Source organism: Pseudomonas sp. ADAK13 (assembly GCF_012935715.1).
In the GTDB taxonomy this organism is placed as follows: Bacteria; Pseudomonadota; Gammaproteobacteria; order Pseudomonadales; family Pseudomonadaceae; genus Aquipseudomonas.
This window is the reverse complement of the sequence record NZ_CP052860.1, coordinates 2,854,512-2,872,118: the sequence shown is the minus strand read 5'-3', so window position 1 is coordinate 2,872,118 and position 17,607 is coordinate 2,854,512. Positions and strand designations below refer to the sequence as shown.

Annotated in this window: 16 protein-coding genes; 4 read left to right on the top strand and 12 right to left on the bottom strand. The window is 61.3% G+C overall.

The window, feature by feature from the left end; genetic code table 11:
- Positions 1-5: 5 nt before the first annotated feature.
- Genes pqqC through pqqE form a run of 3 tightly spaced genes read left to right on the top strand, consistent with a single transcriptional unit; the run spans position 6 to position 2,162 of the window.
- Entirely contained in the window at positions 6-758 is a 753-nt protein-coding gene (gene pqqC / locus HKK54_RS13335) for a pyrroloquinoline-quinone synthase PqqC (RefSeq protein WP_010167412.1), read from the top strand.
- On the top strand, positions 755-1,030 hold the full coding sequence (pqqD, locus tag HKK54_RS13330) for a pyrroloquinoline quinone biosynthesis peptide chaperone PqqD (protein WP_010167414.1): 276 nt from the start codon (positions 755-757) through the stop codon (positions 1,028-1,030). Before pqqC ends, pqqD begins: the two co-directional genes overlap by 4 nt.
- Positions 1,023-2,162, top strand: a complete 1,140-nt coding sequence (gene pqqE, locus HKK54_RS13325) for a pyrroloquinoline quinone biosynthesis protein PqqE (protein WP_008434380.1) — start codon at positions 1,023-1,025, stop codon at positions 2,160-2,162. The genes pqqD and pqqE overlap by 8 nt, the downstream gene beginning before the upstream one ends.
- Before the next feature lie 6 nt (positions 2,163-2,168).
- On the opposite strand, the gene HKK54_RS13320 is transcribed toward pqqE, so the two are convergent.
- Both HKK54_RS13320 and HKK54_RS13315 read right to left on the bottom strand, forming a co-directional pair.
- The gene (locus tag HKK54_RS13320) at positions 2,169-2,327 is read right to left on the bottom strand and encodes a YqaE/Pmp3 family membrane protein (protein ID WP_003211049.1); all 159 of its coding nucleotides are present in this window, start codon (positions 2,325-2,327) and stop codon (positions 2,169-2,171) included.
- Positions 2,328-2,513: 186 nt separating this feature from the next.
- On the bottom strand, positions 2,514-3,794 hold the full coding sequence (locus HKK54_RS13315; RefSeq protein WP_010167418.1) for an aspartate aminotransferase family protein: 1,281 nt from the start codon (positions 3,792-3,794) through the stop codon (positions 2,514-2,516).
- Positions 3,795-4,003: 209 nt separating this feature from the next.
- Between HKK54_RS13315 and HKK54_RS13310 the strand changes: the two genes are divergently transcribed.
- On the top strand, positions 4,004-4,894 hold the full coding sequence (locus HKK54_RS13310) for a LysR family transcriptional regulator (protein WP_010167419.1): 891 nt from the start codon (positions 4,004-4,006) through the stop codon (positions 4,892-4,894).
- Between the two features lie 226 nt (positions 4,895-5,120).
- Here HKK54_RS13310 and HKK54_RS13305 read toward each other — a convergent pair whose 3' ends face one another.
- From HKK54_RS13305 to bioB, 10 genes are all read right to left on the bottom strand, one after another.
- Complete coding sequence (locus tag HKK54_RS13305; RefSeq protein WP_169386983.1) at positions 5,121-6,899, bottom strand: acyl-CoA dehydrogenase C-terminal domain-containing protein; 1,779 nt, start codon at positions 6,897-6,899, stop codon at positions 5,121-5,123.
- Between the two features lie 122 nt (positions 6,900-7,021).
- Positions 7,022-8,806, bottom strand: coding sequence for an acyl-CoA dehydrogenase C-terminal domain-containing protein (locus tag HKK54_RS13300; RefSeq protein ID WP_169386982.1), 1,785 nt, complete (start codon positions 8,804-8,806; stop codon positions 7,022-7,024).
- 90 nt (positions 8,807-8,896) lie between these two features.
- A complete protein-coding gene (locus HKK54_RS13295) occupies positions 8,897-10,186 on the bottom strand; it encodes a GGDEF domain-containing protein (protein ID WP_029615777.1) in 1,290 nt (429 codons plus the stop codon).
- 206 nt (positions 10,187-10,392) lie between these two features.
- Positions 10,393-12,198: a phenylacyl-CoA dehydrogenase gene (locus HKK54_RS13290; protein ID WP_008434376.1), complete on the bottom strand. Its 1,806-nt coding sequence runs from the start codon at positions 12,196-12,198 to the stop codon at positions 10,393-10,395.
- A gap of 337 nt (positions 12,199-12,535) precedes the next feature.
- A complete protein-coding gene (locus HKK54_RS13285) occupies positions 12,536-12,817 on the bottom strand; it encodes a pyrroloquinoline quinone biosynthesis protein PqqE (protein WP_169386981.1) in 282 nt (93 codons plus the stop codon).
- A 107-nt stretch (positions 12,818-12,924) separates the two neighbouring features.
- Entirely contained in the window at positions 12,925-13,605 is a 681-nt protein-coding gene (bioD, locus tag HKK54_RS13280; protein ID WP_010167429.1) for a dethiobiotin synthase, read from the bottom strand.
- Positions 13,602-14,414, bottom strand: coding sequence for a malonyl-ACP O-methyltransferase BioC (gene bioC / locus HKK54_RS13275; RefSeq protein ID WP_010167430.1), 813 nt, complete (start codon positions 14,412-14,414; stop codon positions 13,602-13,604). The genes bioD and bioC overlap by 4 nt, the downstream gene beginning before the upstream one ends.
- Entirely contained in the window at positions 14,407-15,138 is a 732-nt protein-coding gene (locus tag HKK54_RS13270; protein ID WP_169386980.1) for an alpha/beta fold hydrolase, read from the bottom strand. The genes bioC and HKK54_RS13270 overlap by 8 nt, the downstream gene beginning before the upstream one ends.
- Positions 15,131-16,309, bottom strand: coding sequence for an 8-amino-7-oxononanoate synthase (gene bioF, locus HKK54_RS13265; protein WP_169386979.1), 1,179 nt, complete (start codon positions 16,307-16,309; stop codon positions 15,131-15,133). Before bioF ends, HKK54_RS13270 begins: the two co-directional genes overlap by 8 nt.
- Positions 16,310-16,463: 154 nt before the next feature.
- Positions 16,464-17,519 carry a biotin synthase BioB gene (gene bioB / locus HKK54_RS13260; protein ID WP_010167432.1) on the bottom strand — a complete coding sequence of 352 codons (1,056 nt, stop codon included), beginning with the start codon at positions 17,517-17,519 and terminating at the stop codon, positions 16,464-16,466.
- Positions 17,520-17,607 lie beyond the last annotated feature (88 nt).

The window sequence follows — 17,607 nt, the reverse complement described above, 5'->3', positions numbered from 1 at the left end:
GCCAAATGACTGACATACCGCTGACCACCGCCGAGTTCGAACAGGCCCTGCGGGCCAAGGGCGCCTTCTACCATATCCATCACCCGTATCACGTGGCGATGTATGAAGGCCGTGCCACCCGCGAACAGATCCAGGGCTGGGTCGCCAACCGCTTTTATTATCAGGTGAACATTCCCCTCAAGGACGCCGCCATCCTGGCCAACTGCCCGGACCGAGAGATCCGTCGTGAGTGGATCCAGCGCCTGCTGGATCACGACGGTGCCCCTGGCGAAGACGGCGGCATCGAAGCCTGGCTGCGTCTGGGCCAGGCAGTCGGCCTGGACCCGGATCAACTGCGCTCCCAGGAATTGGTACTGCCCGGCGTACGATTTGCCGTAGACGCCTACGTCAACTTCGCCCGCCGCGCCAGCTGGCAAGAAGCTGCCAGCAGTTCCCTGACCGAATTGTTCGCCCCGCAGATCCACCAGTCGCGTCTCGACAGCTGGCCCCAGCACTACCCGTGGATCGACCCGGCAGGCTACGAGTATTTCCGCACCCGTCTGGGCCAGGCTCGCCGGGATGTGGAGCACGGTCTGGCAATCACCTTGCAGCACTACACCACCCGCGAAGGCCAGGAGCGCATGCTGGAAATTCTCCAGTTCAAACTGGACATTCTTTGGAGCATGCTCGATGCCATGAGCATGGCTTACGAACTGAAACGCCCGCCGTACCACAGCGTGACTGATCAGCGTGTATGGCATAAGGGGATCACCCTATGAGCTTCGATCGCAGCAAAAAACCGGCCTGGCGCCAGGGCTATCGCTTCCAGTACGAACCGGCCCAAAAAGGCCATGTGCTGCTGTACCCGGAAGGCATGATCAAGCTCAACGACAGCGCCGCATTGATCGGTGGTTTGATCGATGGCGAGCGCGACGTCAGCGCGATCATCGCCGAGTTGGACCAGCAATTCCCGGGTGTGCCCGAACTCGGTGAAGACATCGAGCAATTCATGGAGGTTGCCCGTGCTCAGCACTGGATCGAACTTGCCTGACCTGCCACCCAAGCCGGAAATCGGCCTGCCGCTCTGGTTGCTGGCCGAGCTGACCTACCGCTGCCCGCTGCAATGCCCGTATTGCTCCAACCCGCTGGATTTCGCCGAGCAGGGCAAGGAGCTGAGCACTGAACAGTGGATCAAGGTATTTCGCGAAGCCCGGGAAATGGGCGCCGCGCAACTGGGGTTTTCCGGCGGTGAGCCGCTGGTGCGCCAGGACCTCGCCGAACTGATCGCCGAGGCGCGCAAACTGGGGTTCTACACCAACCTGATCACCTCCGGCATCGGCCTGACCGAGCAGAAGATCAGCGACTTCAAGAAGGCTGGGCTGGACCATATCCAGATCAGCTTCCAGGCCAGCGACGAGCAAGTGAACAACCTGCTGGCCGGCTCGAAAAAAGCCTTCGCGCAAAAACTGGAAATGGCCCGGGCAGTAAAAGCCCATGGCTACCCAATGGTGCTGAACTTCGTCACCCATCGGCACAATATCGACAAGATCGACCGCATCATCGAGCTGTGCATTGCGTTGGAAGCGGACTTTGTCGAGCTTGCCACCTGCCAGTTCTACGGCTGGGCCCAGCTCAACCGGGTCGGCCTGTTGCCGACCCAGGAACAACTGGTGCGCGCCGAACGCATCACCAACGAGTACCGCGCCAAGCTCGAAGCCGAAGGCCACCCGTGCAAGCTGATCTTTGTTACGCCGGATTACTACGAGGAGCGCCCGAAAGCCTGCATGAATGGCTGGGGCAGTATCTTTCTGACGGTGACACCGGACGGCACTGCCCTACCGTGCCACGGTGCCCGACAGATGCCGGTGCAATTTCCCAACGTGCGCGACCACAGCATGCAACACATCTGGTACGACTCGTTCGGCTTCAACCGCTTTCGCGGCTATGACTGGATGCCCGAGCCATGCCGCTCATGCGACGAGAAGGAAAAGGACTTCGGTGGCTGCCGCTGCCAGGCGTTCATGCTGACCGGAGATGCCAGCAACGCCGACCCGGTGTGCAGCAAATCGGAGCATCACGGGATGATCCTCCAGGCCCGCGAGGAAGCGGAGCATGCCACCCAGACCATCGAGCAACTGGCCTTTCGCAATGAGCGCAACTCACGGCTGATTGCGAAAGGCTGAGGCCTGTTAACGTTTGGCGATGATATACACGGCGTGCACGATGCCCGGAATGTAACCGCACAAGGTCAGCAGAATATTCAGCCAGAACGCGCCAGCGAAACCCACTTGCAGGAACACACCCAGTGGCGGCAGCAGAATGGCGATGATGATGCGAATGATATCCATGGGTTTAGCTCCTGAAAATCGGCTCGTGTGAGCCGTACAAGCTAATCGACCTTGGGCGTTCGTGAGGGTTCAGTGGGATCTGGCACGAGGCCATCCTCTAATCAGCAAACAAAAAAACGCCCCCAGCCAAAAGAATCAGGCTGGAGGCGCCGCGTATACCGCGAGACGGTTCAGGAAGTAAGGGGGTTAAACGGCAATGCCCTTGCGGCATTGCAGCTGCGCGGTGCGCACCCGGGAGAAGGCGCGGGCCAGGCGCAGGAGCATTTCGTCGACGTTGCTTTTGCTCAGCGTGAGCGCCGGGGTGAAGCGCAGGCAGTCGGGTTGCGGCGCGCCCAGGATCAGACCTTCACTCAGCGCTGCCTTTACCACTGCATCTGCCGAGTCTTCCGACAGGGTCAGTCCCCATAGCAGGCCCTGGCCGCGCAATTCGCCCTGGCCATAACGATGCGCCAGGCGTGCCAGCCCTTCGCCCAGGTAGGCACCGACGTCGCATAGGTGTTCAAGAAATCCGTGGTTCAGCACCGTATCGAGCACCGCCACGCCAGCAGATGCCATCAGCGCGTTGCCGTGGTGGGTGCCTTCCAGCTCACCGAGTTCAAAACAACACGCCTTGCCCCGCGCCAGCAACGCCGCCAATGGCACACCGCCACCCAGGCCTTTGCCCAGGGTGATGATGTCGGCGCGGACGCCATAGTGCTGTTCGGCGAGTAAAGTGCCACAACGGCCGGTGCCGGTTTGCACTTCATCGAGGATCAGCAGGATCCCCAGCTCGCGGCACAGGCGCTCGACGCCCTTGAGGTAATGCTCGGTCGCGGGGATCACGCCGGCATCGTTCTGGATCGGTTCCAACATGATTGCCACGGTTTGCGCGTCGACCGCTGCATGCAGCGCCGGCAGGTCGTTGAACGGCACGTGACTGAAGCCTGGCAACTGCGGCTCGAAGCGGTTTTCACTGGCGGCCGCCGAGGCCGACATCGCGGCAAAACTGCGACCATGGCAACCGTTGCTGGCGGTGATGATGCGATAGGCGCCGCCGCGATGGAGCTGACCCCATTTGCGCGCCAGCTTGATCGCCGCTTCGCAGGCTTCGGCACCGCTGTTGAGCAGGTAGGCCTGGTCGCTGCCGGTGCGATGGCACAGGCGGTCGGCGAGGTTCAGTTGAGCGCGGTTGTGCAGGCCGTTGCCAGGATTAATCAGCGACTGGGCCTGATCGGCCAACGCCTTGGTCAATACTTGCGGGCTGTGACCCAGGCTGTTGGCGCCGCCGCCCTGATTGAAGTCGAGGTAGGCACGGTCTTCGCTGTCCCACAGCCAGGAGCCCTGGCCGCGTATAAACACTTGGGGCGGACGCGTCACGCTGGGCATCAAACAATCGCTGGAAAGGTCGTCGCGCAGTGTCGGGGTTTTCGCGTCGAGAATCAGATCATCCAGACTGGGGACCGGGCGACGCAGGTTGAACAGGTTCATGAATGAACCCCGCTGGCAATCGCACGTTGGTCGGTACTGCCGTTCAACCCATGGCTGAGGTTTTTTGCCCTGCCTATGCAAACACCGTCAACATAAACACTACTCATCGCGCTTTCCGGCCCTGTAAGCCCTGTGAATAGGCGCTAGACTAGGCGTCTCGGGGGCACTCGGCCATTTCGATTTTCCAGCTTTTTCGATAAGCATTACTTATGGATTTCAAGCAACTGCGTTATTTCGTCGCGGTGTATGAAGAAGGCCACGTGGGGCGGGCAGCAGAGCGCCTGTCGATCTCCCAGCCGGCTTTGTCGCAGCAGATTCGCCAGCTCGAACAGAACCTCGATGTGAGCCTGTTCGAACGCAGCAGCAAGCGCCTGCTGCCGACCCTCGCCGCCCACACGTTGTACAACCATGCCCTGCCCCTGCTCGACGGCATGCAGCATGCGGTGGAAGCGCTGCGCAACTTCAAGGGCCAGGCGTTGCGCACCCTGGCGATCGGCGTGCTGCAAACCGTGCACACCAGCCTGGTGCCGCAGATGCTCGAACGGGTGCGCAAGGCGCAGCCGCACCTGGTGGTGCAGATCTACGAATTGACCGGTATGGAAATCGAACGCCGGCTGCTCAATGGCTCGCTGGATATCGGCATCAGCTACCTGCCGCCGCGCCAGCCGGGGCTGCACGGCGTGCTGCTGTATGAAGATGAACTGAAAGTGGTCATCCCGTCCGACCACCCGCTGCGGGAATTCAAGAAAGTCTCCTTGAAGCAAGCCGCCGAGTTACCGATGTTACTGCTCGGGGAAGAGTTTCAGGTGCGGCAGATATGGCAAGGCCAACTGGCCAACCTGGGCCGACGCCCGCAAGTGCAGGCAGAGTTGAATACGATGGTGGGGATTCTCGACAGCCTGCCCCACACCAAGCTGGCGACAGTGCTGCCCGGACGCTCCCAGGACGAACACAACAGCAAGGGGTTGCTGTGGAAACCGTTGAGCGAACCACGGGTGCCGTTGAAAGTCGGGTTGGTGTGCCGGGATGTGCAGCGTCAGCAGGCGACGCTGGAGTTGTTGCGCACGCTGCTGGAAGACGTGATGAACGCGCCTGTCTGACTTTTTCGCAGGCAAAAGAAAACCCCGCCGAAGCGGGGCTTTGCAGACTGTTTCCCTGACATCCATTTCACTCCGCCTTCCTGGCAGAATCCTACGTGTCCGTGTTGTTGCTTTGCGCTTCCTGCGCGACGTCCATGTGAAGTAGATTATCCGTGGATCCAATATGGCGATAGAGGACGAATAGCAGCACGTCATGTAAGAGAATGCTTACACGCCCTCCAAGCCCTTAGAACTGGGCTTCATCCAGCAAAAACAGCGATTCGCTACCGGCTTTTACCGAAGCACTGAGGGACGCGATCCGCGGCAGCAGGCGGGCAAAGTAGAACCGCGCGGTGCCCAGTTTGCTGGCGTAGAAATCTTCCTGAGCTTCTTTGCCCAAGGCCGCCTTGGCCATCAGCGCCCACATGTAGGCGTATGCCATGTAGCCGAAGGCGTGCAGGTACTCCACCGACGCCGCACCGATTTCATTCGGGTTCGACTTGGCGCGATCCAGCAACCAGGCGGTCAGTTCGTCCAGGTCATCCACCGCCGCGTTCAGCGGTTTGGTGAACTCGGCCAATTCGGCACCGGCCGTGCCGGTGAAATGGCGAATCTCGTCGGCGAATAACTTGTAGAACGCCCCGCCGCTGCCGACGATCTTGCGGCCTACCAGGTCCAGGGCCTGAATGCCGTTGGTGCCTTCGTAGATCTGGGTGATGCGTACATCGCGCACCAGTTGCTCCTGGCCCCATTCGCGAATGTAGCCGTGGCCGCCGAAAATCTGCTGGCCGTGCACGGTGGTTTCCAGGCCCAGGTCGGTCAGGAACGCCTTCGCCACCGGGGTCAGCAAGGCCACCAGGTCGTCCGCACGTTTGCGGGCGGTGGCGTCTTCGCTGAACTTGGCGGTATCCAACTGCATCGCGACGTAGGTGGAGAATGCGCGGCCACCTTCGTTCGAGGCTTTCATGGTCAGCAGCATGCGACGCACGTCCGGGTGGACGATGATCGGGTCGGCGACCTTGTCCTTGGCCTTCGGACCGGTTGGCGAACGGCTTTGCAGGCGGTCGCGGGCATATTCGATAGCGTTCTGATAAGAGCGCTCGCCGGAGGCCAGGCCCTGAATGCCGACGCCCAGACGCTCATAGTTCATCATGGTGAACATCGCCGCCAGGCCACGGTTGGGTTCGCCCACCAGGTAGCCCACGGCTTCGTCGAAGTTCATCACGCAGGTCGCGGACGCCTGGATGCCCATCTTGTGCTCGATGGAGCCACAGGTCACCGGGTTGCGCGCGCCCAGGCTGCCATCGGCATTCACCATGAACTTGGGCACCAGGAACAGCGAGATCCCCTTGGGACCCGCCGGTGCGTCCGGCAGCTTGGCCAGCACCAGGTGAATGATGTTGTCGGTGAGGTCGTGCTCGCCACCGGTGATGAAGATCTTGGTCCCGCTGACCTTGTAGGAACCGTCCGCCTGAGGCTCGGCCTTGGTCCGAATAATCCCCAGGTCAGTGCCCGCATGCGGCTCGGTCAGGCACATGGAACCGGCCCACACGCCGGAGTACATATTCGGCAGGTAAGTGGCTTTGAGTTCTTCGCTGGCATGGGTGTTGATCGACACGCAGGCGCCGGAGGTCAGCATCGGGTACAGGCCGAAGGCCAGGCCCGAGGAGTTGATCATCTCTTCAACCTGGGCCGACACCGCCTTGGGCATGCCCATGCCGCCGTAGGTTGGGTCGCCGCCCACGCCCACCCAACCGCCTTCGGCGTAGGTTTTGTAGGCGTCCTTGAAGCCGGCCGGGGTGAAGACCGCGCCATTCTCCCAGCGGCAGCCTTCTTCGTCGCCGCCGCGGCTGAGCGGGGCGACGGTCTTGGAGGTGACTTTGCCGGCTTCTTCGAGGATTGCCTCAACGGTCTCGGCGTCGACGGTCTCTGCCAGCGCGGGCAGTTGGGCCCAGAGTTTGGCGACCTCGAAAACTTCGTTGAGGACGAAGCGCATATCGCGCAGCGGCGCTTTGTAGTCAGCCATGGCAAACCTCGTGAGAACTTAAAAGTGATTCGGGTGGTGTCAGTTTTACAGACCCCGAGTGTAACCGAACAACTTTTGTGACACATAGGGTCTGCTTGTGACCAACAAGTATTTTACGGTCACTAAAGTGCAAACAGCTCCGCCGGCAGACTCATCAGACACTCACTGCCCGCCTCTACCGCCGCCCGATGGGCGGCCGTGCGTGGCAACAGGCGCTTGAAGTAGAACTCGCACGTGGCCAGTTTGCCATGATGGTAATCGGCATCACCGCGGCCGCTGTCCAACTGCTCTTGTGCCACCAGCGCCATGCGCAGCCACAGGTAGGCGAGGATGATGTAGCCGCTGTACATCAAGTAATCCAGAGCGGCGGCGCCGACTTCATCGGGGTTTTTCATCGCCGCCATGCCCACCTTGACCGTCAGCTCGCCCCATTGCTGATTCAACTGGTTGAGCTGCGCCACATGGGCCTTGAGTTGCGGATGCTCCGCATTGGCCGCGCAGAACTTGTGGACGATTTTGGTAAAGCCCCGCAGCAGCTTGCCCTGGCTGCCGAGCACCTTGCGCCCGAGCAAATCCAACGCCTGGATACCGTTGGTCCCTTCATAGATCGGCGCAATCCGGCAATCGCGAACCAGCTGCTCCATGCCCCATTCACGAATAAAGCCATGGCCGCCGAACACTTGCATGCCGTGGTTGGTCACCTCCAGCCCGGTTTCGGTCATGAAGGCCTTGCAGATCGGCGTGAGAAACGCCAACAAATCTTCAGCCTCCTGGCGCTGGCCCTCGTCAGCACTCAGGTGCGCGGTATCGAGCAACTGTGCGGTGAAATAGGTCAACGCCCGGTTGCCTTCGTTGAAGGCTTTCATGGTGAGCAACATGCGCCGCACATCCGGGTGGACGATGATCGGGTCGGCGGCTTTTTCCGGGGCCTTGGCGCCAGTCAGCGAGCGCATCTGCAAGCGATCGTTGGCGTACTTGATCGCGCCCTGGAAGCTGGCTTCACCCAGGCAAAGGCCCTGCATCCCGGTACCCAGGCGTGCATGGTTCATCATGGTGAACATGCAGTTGAGACCCTTGTTCGCCTCACCAATCAGGAAACCCCGGGCGCCATCGAAGTTCAGCACGCAGGTGGCCGAAGCCTTGATGCCCATCTTGTGCTCGATGGAGCCACAGCTCACACCGTTGCGCTCACCCGAATCGGCGTGGAACTTGGGCACGATAAACAGCGAGATACCCTTGGTCCCGGCCGGTGCGTCCGGCAGCTTGGCCAACACCAGGTGGATGATGTTTTCACTCATGTCGTGCTCGCCGGCCGAGATGAAAATCTTGCTGCCGGTGACCGCGTAGCTGCCGTCTGCCTGAGGCACGGCGCGGGTCTTGATCAGCCCCAGGTCGGTGCCGCAATGGGCTTCGGTCAGGCACATGGTGCCGGTCCACTGGCCTGCGGTGAGTTTGCTCAGGTACGTGTTTTTCTGTTCGTCAGTACCGTGGGCGTGGATCGCCGACATCGCACCGTGAGTCAGGCCGGGGTACATGCCCCAGGAGGTGTTGCTGGAGGCGATCATCTCGGCAAGCACCAGCCCGAGGGACATCGGCAAGCCTTGCCCGCCGTAGGCCGGGTCTGCCGCCAAACCGTGCCAGCCGCCTTCCACGTACTGGGCGAAGGCTTCCTTGAAGCCTTTCGGCGTGGTCACCACACCGTTGTCGAAATGGCAGCCTTCTTCATCGCCGGAGCGGTTCAACGGCGACAGCACGTTTTCGCAGAATTTCGCGCCTTCTTCGAGGATCGCGCCCACCATGTCCGGGCTGGCATCGTTCGCCCCGAGCGCCGCGTAGTGGCCGTGGAAATCAAAGACGTGATCGATCAGAAAGCGCATGTCGCGCAGGGGAGCTTTATAGTCAGGCATGGCAATGTCTCCGGCAGCAGATACCTTCAACCTACTGCCGCACGGCCTGCCGGACAATCACTGTAGGGCCGCTGAATACAGCACCATCACTCAACCGGCAGCGCCGCCCATGCGCACCGCGCCCCGGCGGCTTTGCCCTGCGGCCACCACGCAATTACGCCCGGCACCCTTGGCGCTGTACAGCGCCTGGTCGGCGGATTTGAGCACTTCTTCGGGCGTACGCTGCTCAGCCTGGCGCTCGGCCACGCCGATGCTGACGGTCACCGACACGCTCGACGCGCCACTGCCAGCACGACGCTGGCGACCCTGCTGGTCGTCGTGGGGACGGTCCGGGTTACGCAGCTTGATGTCGTAGTTGGCGATGATTTCGCGAATCTCTTCCAAGTGCGGCAGGCATTCATCAAGGGTCTTGCCGGCGAACACCACCGCAAACTCTTCACCGCCATACCGGTAGGCGCGGCCGCCGCCGTTGACCTTCGACAGCTTGCTGGCCACCAGGCGCAATACCTGGTCGCCCACGTCGTGGCCATGGGTGTCGTTGAAGCGTTTGAAGTGATCGACGTCGCCCATGGCCAGCACATAGTTGCGCCCCAGGCGCTGCATACGCTCATTGAGCGCGCGGCGCCCCGGCAGCCCGGTCAGCTCGTCACGGAAGGCCATTTGATACGCCTCGTGCGCCACCCCGGCGGCAATCATCAGCATCACCTGGCTGCACATGATATTCAGCGTGAACGGCAGGATGAAAGTCTGCGGCAACATCCAGAACAACCCGATCAAGCCCACCAGTTGCGCGGCGTGCAGCGGCCTTGGCTGGTACCAGTACTGCGCGGCCAGGGTGACAAAACCAATCAGGAACATCGGGTAGGACAACTGGATCAGGCTCATCCAGCGGCCATGCAAGGCGGGCCAGCGAATCTCGGCCAACCAGTTCAACAAGGCGTGGGGGAAACTTTGCTCAAGGGCCAGTGCCACGCTGCCGACCGCGAGCAACACCGCGCAACGTGCGACGAAGTCGCGAAACAGGTGGGTTTTTTCCTGCCACACCGCATAGATGCCGAACAGCAGTGGCAGCAACAGGCAGCACAGATGGAAGACCACCGCCGCGTCTTCCCGGACCCGGCCATTGTCACGGTAGTAATCGGTCTGGGTGTCCAGCAGGAAATAGATGACGTACACCGTGATCATCAGGAACAGCTCGCGCTGGCGACGGTAGACCGCGCAGTACGAGCCGCCCAGCAGCAACACCAGGGTCGGCAGTACGTTGAACAGTGAAGTGAAGAACACATTGAGATCCTTCACGTACGCAGCCGAGAGCCCCGCCAGCAGTAATAGCAGTGAAGGTAAAAAATGACTGAAACGTACAGCGGACGCGCGCGACAAGGGTAAAGCTCCGACCCACTAAAAAGATGGCACAGTGCCTTCACTGATCACAGTTAAGCACATTCAATGTGATGCGTATCACATTGCCATCACTTTAACGGCCGCACGGCGCAATCCCTGAGTGCTGCGCTGTGGTTTTTTATCGCGCAAAAAAAAACCGCCGCTCCCGAAGGAGCGGCGGCTTTTTGAAATGAACCCGCCGAGGCTTAGTAGCCCAGGTCGAAGTTCTCTTCTTTCATGTCCATCAGGTTGTTGGCGCCCGACAGCATGGTTGCAACGTGGGTGCGGGTACGCGGCAGGATGCGCTGGAAGTAGAAGCGCGCAGTCTGCAGCTTGGCGGTGTAGAAGCCTTCTTCGGTGGTGCCGGCAGCCAGTTTCTCGGCAGCCAGGCGGGCCATGTCGGCCCAGAAGTAAGCCAGGCACGCGTAGCCGGAGTACATCAGGTAATCCACCGAGGCGGCACCGACTTCTTCGCGGTCTTTCATGGCTGCCATGCCGACCTTCATGGTCAACTCGCCCCACTCTTTGTTCAGTGCAGCCAGCGGTGCAACGAATTCCTGTACGGCTTCGTTGCCTTCGTTAGCCTGGCAGAACTTGTGCACGATCTTGGTGAAGCCCTTCAGCGCTTCGCCTTGGGTCATCAGCACCTTACGGCCCAGCAGGTCGAGGGCCTGGATGCCGGTGGTGCCTTCGTACAGCATCGAAATGCGGCTGTCGCGAACGTTCTGCTCCATGCCCCACTCGGCGATGAAGCCGTGGCCGCCGTAGATTTGCACGCCGTGGTTGGCGGCTTCAAAACCGACTTCGGTCATGAACGCCTTGGCAATCGGGGTCATGAAGGCCAGCAGTGCGTCAGCCTGTTTCTTGGCTTCGTCGTCGGTGCCGTACTTGACCACGTCAACCTGCTTGGCGGTGAAGTACACCATCGCGCGGTTGCCTTCGGCGAAGGCTTTCATGGTCAGCAGCATGCGGCGCACGTCCGGGTGCACGATGATCGGGTCGGCTGCCTTGTCCGGCGCTTTCGGGCCAGTCAGGGAGCGCATTTGCAGGCGGTCGCGGGCATATTTCAGGCCGCCCTGGAAGCCGATTTCAGCGTGGGACAAGCCTTGCAGCGCGGTACCCAAACGAGCGGTGTTCATAAAGGTGAACATGCAGTTCAGGCCTTTGTTCGCCGGGCCGATCAGGAAACCGGTGGCCGCGTCGAAGTTCATCACGCAAGTGGCGTTACCGTGGATGCCCATCTTGTGTTCCAGGGAACCGCAGGACACCGCGTTGCGCTCGCCAATCGAACCGTCTGCGTTCGGGACGAACTTGGGAACGATGAACAGCGAAATGCCTTTGGTGCCGGCCGGTGCATCCGGCAGGCGGGCCAGCACGATGTGGACGATGTTGTCGGCCATGTCGTGTTCACCGGCCGAGATGAAGATCTTGGTGCCGGAAACTTTGTAGGAACCGTCAGCCTGAGGTTCGGCCTTGGTGCGCAGCATGCCCAGGTCGGTGCCGCAGTGCGGTTCGGTCAGGCACATGGTGCCGGTCCACTCGCCCGACACCAGCTTGGTCAGGTAAGCCTCTTGCTGCTCGGGAGTGCCGTGCTCGGAAATGGTGTTCATCGCGCCATGGGACAGGCCCGGGTACATGCCCCACGACCAGTTGGCTTCGCCGACCATTTCGCTGACCGCCAGGCCGAGGGACTCCGGCAGGCCTTGGCCACCGTGCGCCACGTCGTGGGCCAGGCTCGGCCAGCCGCCTTCAACGAATTGTTTGTAGGCTTCTTTGAAACCGGTAGGGGTTTTAACGCCTGACTCGCTCCAGGTGCAACCTTCGATGTCACCCACGCGGTTCAGCGGTGCCAGTACCTGCTCACAGAACTTGGCGCCTTCTTCCAGAATGGCGTCAACCATGTCCGGGGTAGCGTCCTGGCAAGCCGGCAGGCTCTGATAGTGCGCTTCATAGCCAAGCAGTTCGTCACGAACGAAGCGAATATCACGCAAGGGGGCCTTGTAGTCAGGCATAGCGATAAACCTCTGCTGATGTATCTGGGATGAACAACCGCGTGGATGTGTTATTGCGGTCAAACAGTTGTTTGAAACATACGTTTACGACCAATCCTTGTCAAGCGTCGCGCAAATGCCGTTTGTCATGACGTGGGTCAACGTCAGGCACGGCAAGGCCTGCAGCGAAATGCCGCATGACGATTCAGGGTGAAAAAAGATTATTGAGCGGTGAAGATCAACGTGGGAGCTGGCTTGCCTGCGATGCAGGCGCCGCGGTGTATCAGGAGGATCGAGGTGACGCTATCGCAGGCAAGCCAGCTCCCACAGAGAAGCCAGCTCGCACGATAAGAGGGGGTTATGCGTAAGTGTCGATCAACGTGCCGAGCATTTCGTCGGAAGCCTTCGCGACTTTGGCGCCCAACTCGACCTGGAACTTGCCTTGGGCCATCTCGACCATATTGCTGGCCGAATTGGTTGCCTGATTGGCGTCTACGGAACGCAGCCGATCATTTTGTGCGTCCGAAGGCTGGGTAGTGGCGGCGCTGGCGATCTTGCCGGCGGCCTGGTCGACACGGTTCTGCCCGGTCTGAATCGCGCTCAGCCCCGAGTAAAACGCACTGCTACCAGAGATTTCCATGGCGTGAACCTGCCTATAAGAGAATCGTGAACCGTTATTGAAGCAGACCTACTGGCAAAACGCCCGTTAAAAACACTAATGGCATAATGCCTTAGCCATAGGCAAAACTAGTCAAGCAGGTCCAGTTGCAAGTACTCCGCCACCGCTTCAGCGCCGGGATGCTTGAGTTTCGGCACCCTTCCCAGGCATGGCGCAGGCAGCCGCTCGGCCAGGGTCGCGAGGTTTTCTTCCAGACGAGAGGTCTTGGGGTCGATGATATTCGCCACCCAGCCTGCCAGTGGCAGACCGTCCCGGGCGATGGCTTCGGCGGTCAGCAACGCATGGCTGATGCAACCCAGCCGCACGCCCACCACCAGAATCACCGGCAGCTTCAATGCCTGGGCCAGGTCCGAGAGGTTGTCCTGATCCGCCAAGGGCACGCGCCAACCGCCCGCGCCCTCAATCAGGGTGAAGTCGGCCTGCTTGGCGAGAATATGCTGCATGGGCTTCAACAACGATTGAACCGTCAGTGCCACTCCGGCTTCGCGGGCCGCCAGATGCGGTGCGATGGCCGGCTCGAACGCCACCGGGTTGACCTCGGCATAGGTCAAGGGCAACGAACACTCAGCCAGCAACGCCAGGGCATCCGAATTGCGCAGGCCCTTGGGCGTCAGCTGGCATCCCGAGGCCACCGGCTTGCCCGCCGCGGTGCTCTTGCCTGCTTGCCGCGCGGCATGTAGCAGGCCGGCGGCGACGGTGGTCTTGCCGACGTCGGTGTCGGTCCCCGTGATGAAGTAAGCGGCACTCATAGAGGTTTCTCCAGGACGGCGTACACCACTTGATAGGTCGCCGGCAGGCCTTGGGCCTGGCGGAACTGCTCGTAGGCTTGCACCAGTGCAACAATCCGCGCCCGGCCCGTCAAGCCTCCGGGGCGCCCCGGGTTCAGATTGTGCGCACCCAAGGCTTTCAATTCGTGGGTCAGGCTGCGCACGTCGGGGTAATGCAGCACATGGGGACGCTGCTCCAGGCTACGCACCCGCAAGCCACTGGCCGCGCACAACTGCTCATAAGCACTGAACGGCCGGAAGCGGTTCACGTGAACCATGCCATCCGCCGCGCGCCAGCTTTCGCGCAACTCATCCAGCGTACCCACGCACAGGCTGGCAAACGCCAGCACACCGCCGGGCTGCAACACACGACGCGCTTCGCTGAGCACCGCTGCAAAATCCGAGCACCACTGCACCGCCAAACTGGAGTAGATCAGCCCGCAGCTGGCGTCCTGCAAGGGCAAGCGCTCGGCATCGCCAGCGATAAAGTGCTGCGCGCCGCCCAAGGGCCTGGCGTGGTTGAGCATGCCTTCGGCAATGTCCAGGGCCACGCCTTGGCTGTCCGGAAATGACTGGCCCAGCACACGACTGAAATAACCCGTGCCGCAGCCCAGGTCCAGCCAGCGTTGCGGCGAAATACCTTCCGGCAGACGCCGCAGCAGCTCGCTGCCCACCGCGCGTTGCAATTCGGCAACGCTGTCGTAACTGGCCGCTGCGCGAGAAAAAGAGGCCGCTACCTGGCGCTTGTCTGGCAAGCCGCCGGGCAGCGCAGGATGGGATAAATCAGTCATCACCGCACTCATGCAAAAAAGCCTGGATGGCCCCCGCCACACCGTGGGGGTCCTCCAGTAGAAAAGCGTGACCGGCCTGTTCAATCAGGCCGATTTCAACATCGGGCAACAAGGCGAACAACTCACTGGCCACTTCAGCCGGAACCAGCCCGTCCAGCCCGGCAAACAGATGCAACTGCGGCCCTTGAAAGTCGACCAACGCCTGACGGGTGTCCAATCGGCCCAACAGCTCCAGACCACTGAGCAAGGTCTGCGCGGAGGTTTTAGGGGCACCCGCCAGCAATAGCCGAGCAAGTGATCGGGGATCGCTGGAACCCCGGGCGCAAAGCAGACTGAAGCGTTTTAACGTCGCAACCGGATCAAGGCGGCAACCGTTAAGAAACGCAATAAAATCCTCTTCGGGCATGCCATGGTCCCAGCGGGACCAGGCCACGAAGCTTGCGTTGCTGGCAAAGGTGAGCAAACCGCAACAATGATCACCGCGCCGGGCGGCCAACTCGGCAGCAAGCATGCCGCCGAGGGACCAACCACCCAGCCAGACGTCTTGGGGCAAGGTCGAATCCAGCTCATCGAGCCACTCTTGAAGGTCGTCCGACTCCACGTCCGGCAACGGTTCGATCTGCACCTGCAAGTGTTCATCCAGCCCCTGCAACGCCGCCGCCAACGGCTCCAGCGGCGAAACGCCGAGGCCCCAGCCGGGCAGCAATATCAGTCGATCACGCATGGTTGGGCTCCTGGCCTAACAAGCGGAAACACTCTTCCAATGCGCTTAACAATAGCTGCACCTGCGCCTCACTGTGGGCCGCTGTCAGGGTCACCCGCAGTCGCGCGCTGCCAGCGGGCACAGTCGGTGGACGGATCGCGGTCACCATCAGCCCACGCTCGCGCAACATCTGCGACAAGCGCACGGCACGGGCACTGTCGCCAATCATGATCGGCTGGATCGGCGTGAAACTGTCCATCAGCTCCAGGCCGATCTGCTCGGCGCCCAAGCGGAATTGGCGGATCAGCCCGTTGAGATGCTCACGCCGCCAATGCTCGGTGCGCAGCAGTTCCAGGCTTTTCAGCGTGGCGCAGGCCAGCGCCGGCGGTTGGCTGGTGGTGTAGATATACGGGCGGGCAAACTGGATCAGGCTTTCGACCAGTTCCTCACTGCCTGCTACAAACGCCCCGGCAGTACCAAACGCCTTGCCCAGGGTGCCCACCAATACCGGCACGTCCTCCTGGCTCAGGCCAAAATGCTCGACGATCCCGCCACCGTTGGCGCCCAAAGGCCCGAAGCCATGGGCGTCATCCACCATCAGCCATGCGCCCTTGGCCCGGGCTTCACGGGCCAGCGCCGGCAGGTCGGCCACATCGCCATCCATGCTGAACACGCCGTCGGTCACCACCAGCGTATTGCCGGTGGCTTTTTCCAGGCGCTTGGCCAGGCTTTCCGCGTCGTTGTGCAGGTATCGATTGAAGCGCGCCCCGGAGAGCAAACCGGCATCCAGCAACGAGGCGTGGTTAAGGCGGTCTTCGAGCACCGTATCGCCCTGCCCCACCAACGCCGTGACGGCGCCGAGGTTGGCCATGTAACCGGTGGTGAACAGCAGTGCTCGCGGGCGACCGGTGAGGTCGGCCAGGGCTTCTTCCAGTTCATGGTGCGGCGTGCTGTGGCCGATCACCAGGTGCGAAGCGCCACCGCCCACACCCCAGCGCGCCGCGCCCGCACGCCAGGCTTCGATCACTTGCGGGTGATTGGCCAGGCCCAGATAATCGTTGTTGCAGAACGCCAGCAACGGCTGGCCATCGACCACCACTTCAGGGCCTTGCGGGCTCTGCAGCAGTGGACGTTGACGATACAGGTGTTCGGCACGACGGGCCGCAAGACGCGCGGCGAGATCGAAAGACATGAGACCTCGATTAAGCAAACCGAACGCGGTCAACCCTGTGGGAGCTGGCTTGCCTGCGATGACGGCGGCACATTCAGCATCAATGCGTCTGATAGACCGCTATCGCAGGCAAGCCAGCTCCCACACTGGATCGCACGTGGGCAGGAGAAATGGCTTAAACAGCCGCGTTGTAGAACTGCTCGCTGCTCTTTTGCTCCACCAGCGCCTGCTCGATCGCCGCCTGGTGCACTTCATCGGCGTGCTCTTCACGGGCTTCCGGCAAGATGCCCAGGCGCGAGAACAGCTGCATGTCCTTGTCCGCCTGCGGGTTGGCGGTGGTCAGGAGTTTATCGCCGTAGAAAATCGAGTTGGCGCCGGCAAAAAACGCCAGGGCCTGCATCTGCTCGTTCATCGCTTCACGCCCGGCCGACAGCCGCACATGGGACTGCGGCATCAGGATGCGCGCCACCGCCAGCATGCGGATGAAGTCGAACGGGTCGATGTCGTCGGCATTTTCCAGCGGCGTACCGGCGACTTTCACCAGCATGTTGATCGGCACCGATTCCGGATGCTCCGGCAGGTTGGCCAACTGGATCAGCAGGTTGGCGCGGTCGTCCAGCGACTCGCCCATGCCGAGGATGCCGCCCGAGCAGATCTTCATCCCCGATTCACGCACGTACGCCAGGGTTTGCAGGCGTTCGCTGTAGGTGCGGGTGGTGATGATCGAGCCGTAGAACTCCGGCGAGGTGTCGAGGTTGTGGTTGTAGTAGTCGAGGCCGGCCTGGGCCAGGGCTTCGGTCTGGTCCTGGTCGAGACGGCCGAGGGTCATGCAGGTTTCCAGGCCCATGGCTTTCACGCCTTTGACCATTTCCAGTACGTAGGGCATGTCTTTGGCCGACGGATGCTTCCAGGCGGCGCCCATGCAGAAACGGGTCGAACCGATGGCCTTGGCGCGGGCGGCCTCTTCGAGGACCTTCTGCACTTCCATCAGCTTTTCTTTTTCCAGGCCCGTGTTGTAGTGGCCCGACTGCGGACAATATTTGCAATCTTCCGGGCAGGCACCGGTCTTGATCGACAGCAGCGTGGAAACCTGGACGCGGTTGGCGTCGAAATGCGCGCGGTGCACGGTCTGCGCCTGGAACAACAGGTCATTGAAGGGCTGGACAAACAGCGCTTTGACTTCGGCTAAAGACCAATCGTGACGCAGGTTGGCAGTGATGCTGGCGCTCATGGGCGATTCCTTGATTATGCTTTGGCAAGCCCTGCGGGGAGTAATACCCACAGGCACGACACGGATGCTCGGCATATTTAAGGAAGAT

Coding starts and splice junctions, on each gene's coding strand:
- HKK54_RS13320 (WP_003211049.1), bottom strand. CDS start 2,327: ATGGATATCATTCGCATCATCATCGCCATTCTGCTGCCGCCACTGGGT.
- pqqC (WP_010167412.1), top strand. CDS start 6: ATGACTGACATACCGCTGACCACCGCCGAGTTCGAACAGGCCCTGCGG.
- HKK54_RS13315 (WP_010167418.1), bottom strand. CDS start 3,794: ATGAACCTGTTCAACCTGCGTCGCCCGGTCCCCAGTCTGGATGATCTG.
- HKK54_RS13300 (WP_169386982.1), bottom strand. CDS start 8,806: ATGCCTGACTATAAAGCTCCCCTGCGCGACATGCGCTTTCTGATCGAT.
- bioF (WP_169386979.1), bottom strand. CDS start 16,309: ATGTCTTTCGATCTCGCCGCGCGTCTTGCGGCCCGTCGTGCCGAACAC.
- HKK54_RS13285 (WP_169386981.1), bottom strand. CDS start 12,817: ATGGAAATCTCTGGTAGCAGTGCGTTTTACTCGGGGCTGAGCGCGATT.
- HKK54_RS13310 (WP_010167419.1), top strand. CDS start 4,004: ATGGATTTCAAGCAACTGCGTTATTTCGTCGCGGTGTATGAAGAAGGC.
- bioD (WP_010167429.1), bottom strand. CDS start 13,605: ATGAGTGCCGCTTACTTCATCACGGGGACCGACACCGACGTCGGCAAG.
- HKK54_RS13270 (WP_169386980.1), bottom strand. CDS start 15,138: ATGCGTGATCGACTGATATTGCTGCCCGGCTGGGGCCTCGGCGTTTCG.
- pqqD (WP_010167414.1), top strand. CDS start 755: ATGAGCTTCGATCGCAGCAAAAAACCGGCCTGGCGCCAGGGCTATCGC.
- HKK54_RS13305 (WP_169386983.1), bottom strand. CDS start 6,899: ATGGCTGACTACAAAGCGCCGCTGCGCGATATGCGCTTCGTCCTCAAC.
- HKK54_RS13290 (WP_008434376.1), bottom strand. CDS start 12,198: ATGCCTGACTACAAGGCCCCCTTGCGTGATATTCGCTTCGTTCGTGAC.
- bioC (WP_010167430.1), bottom strand. CDS start 14,414: ATGACTGATTTATCCCATCCTGCGCTGCCCGGCGGCTTGCCAGACAAG.
- bioB (WP_010167432.1), bottom strand. CDS start 17,519: ATGAGCGCCAGCATCACTGCCAACCTGCGTCACGATTGGTCTTTAGCC.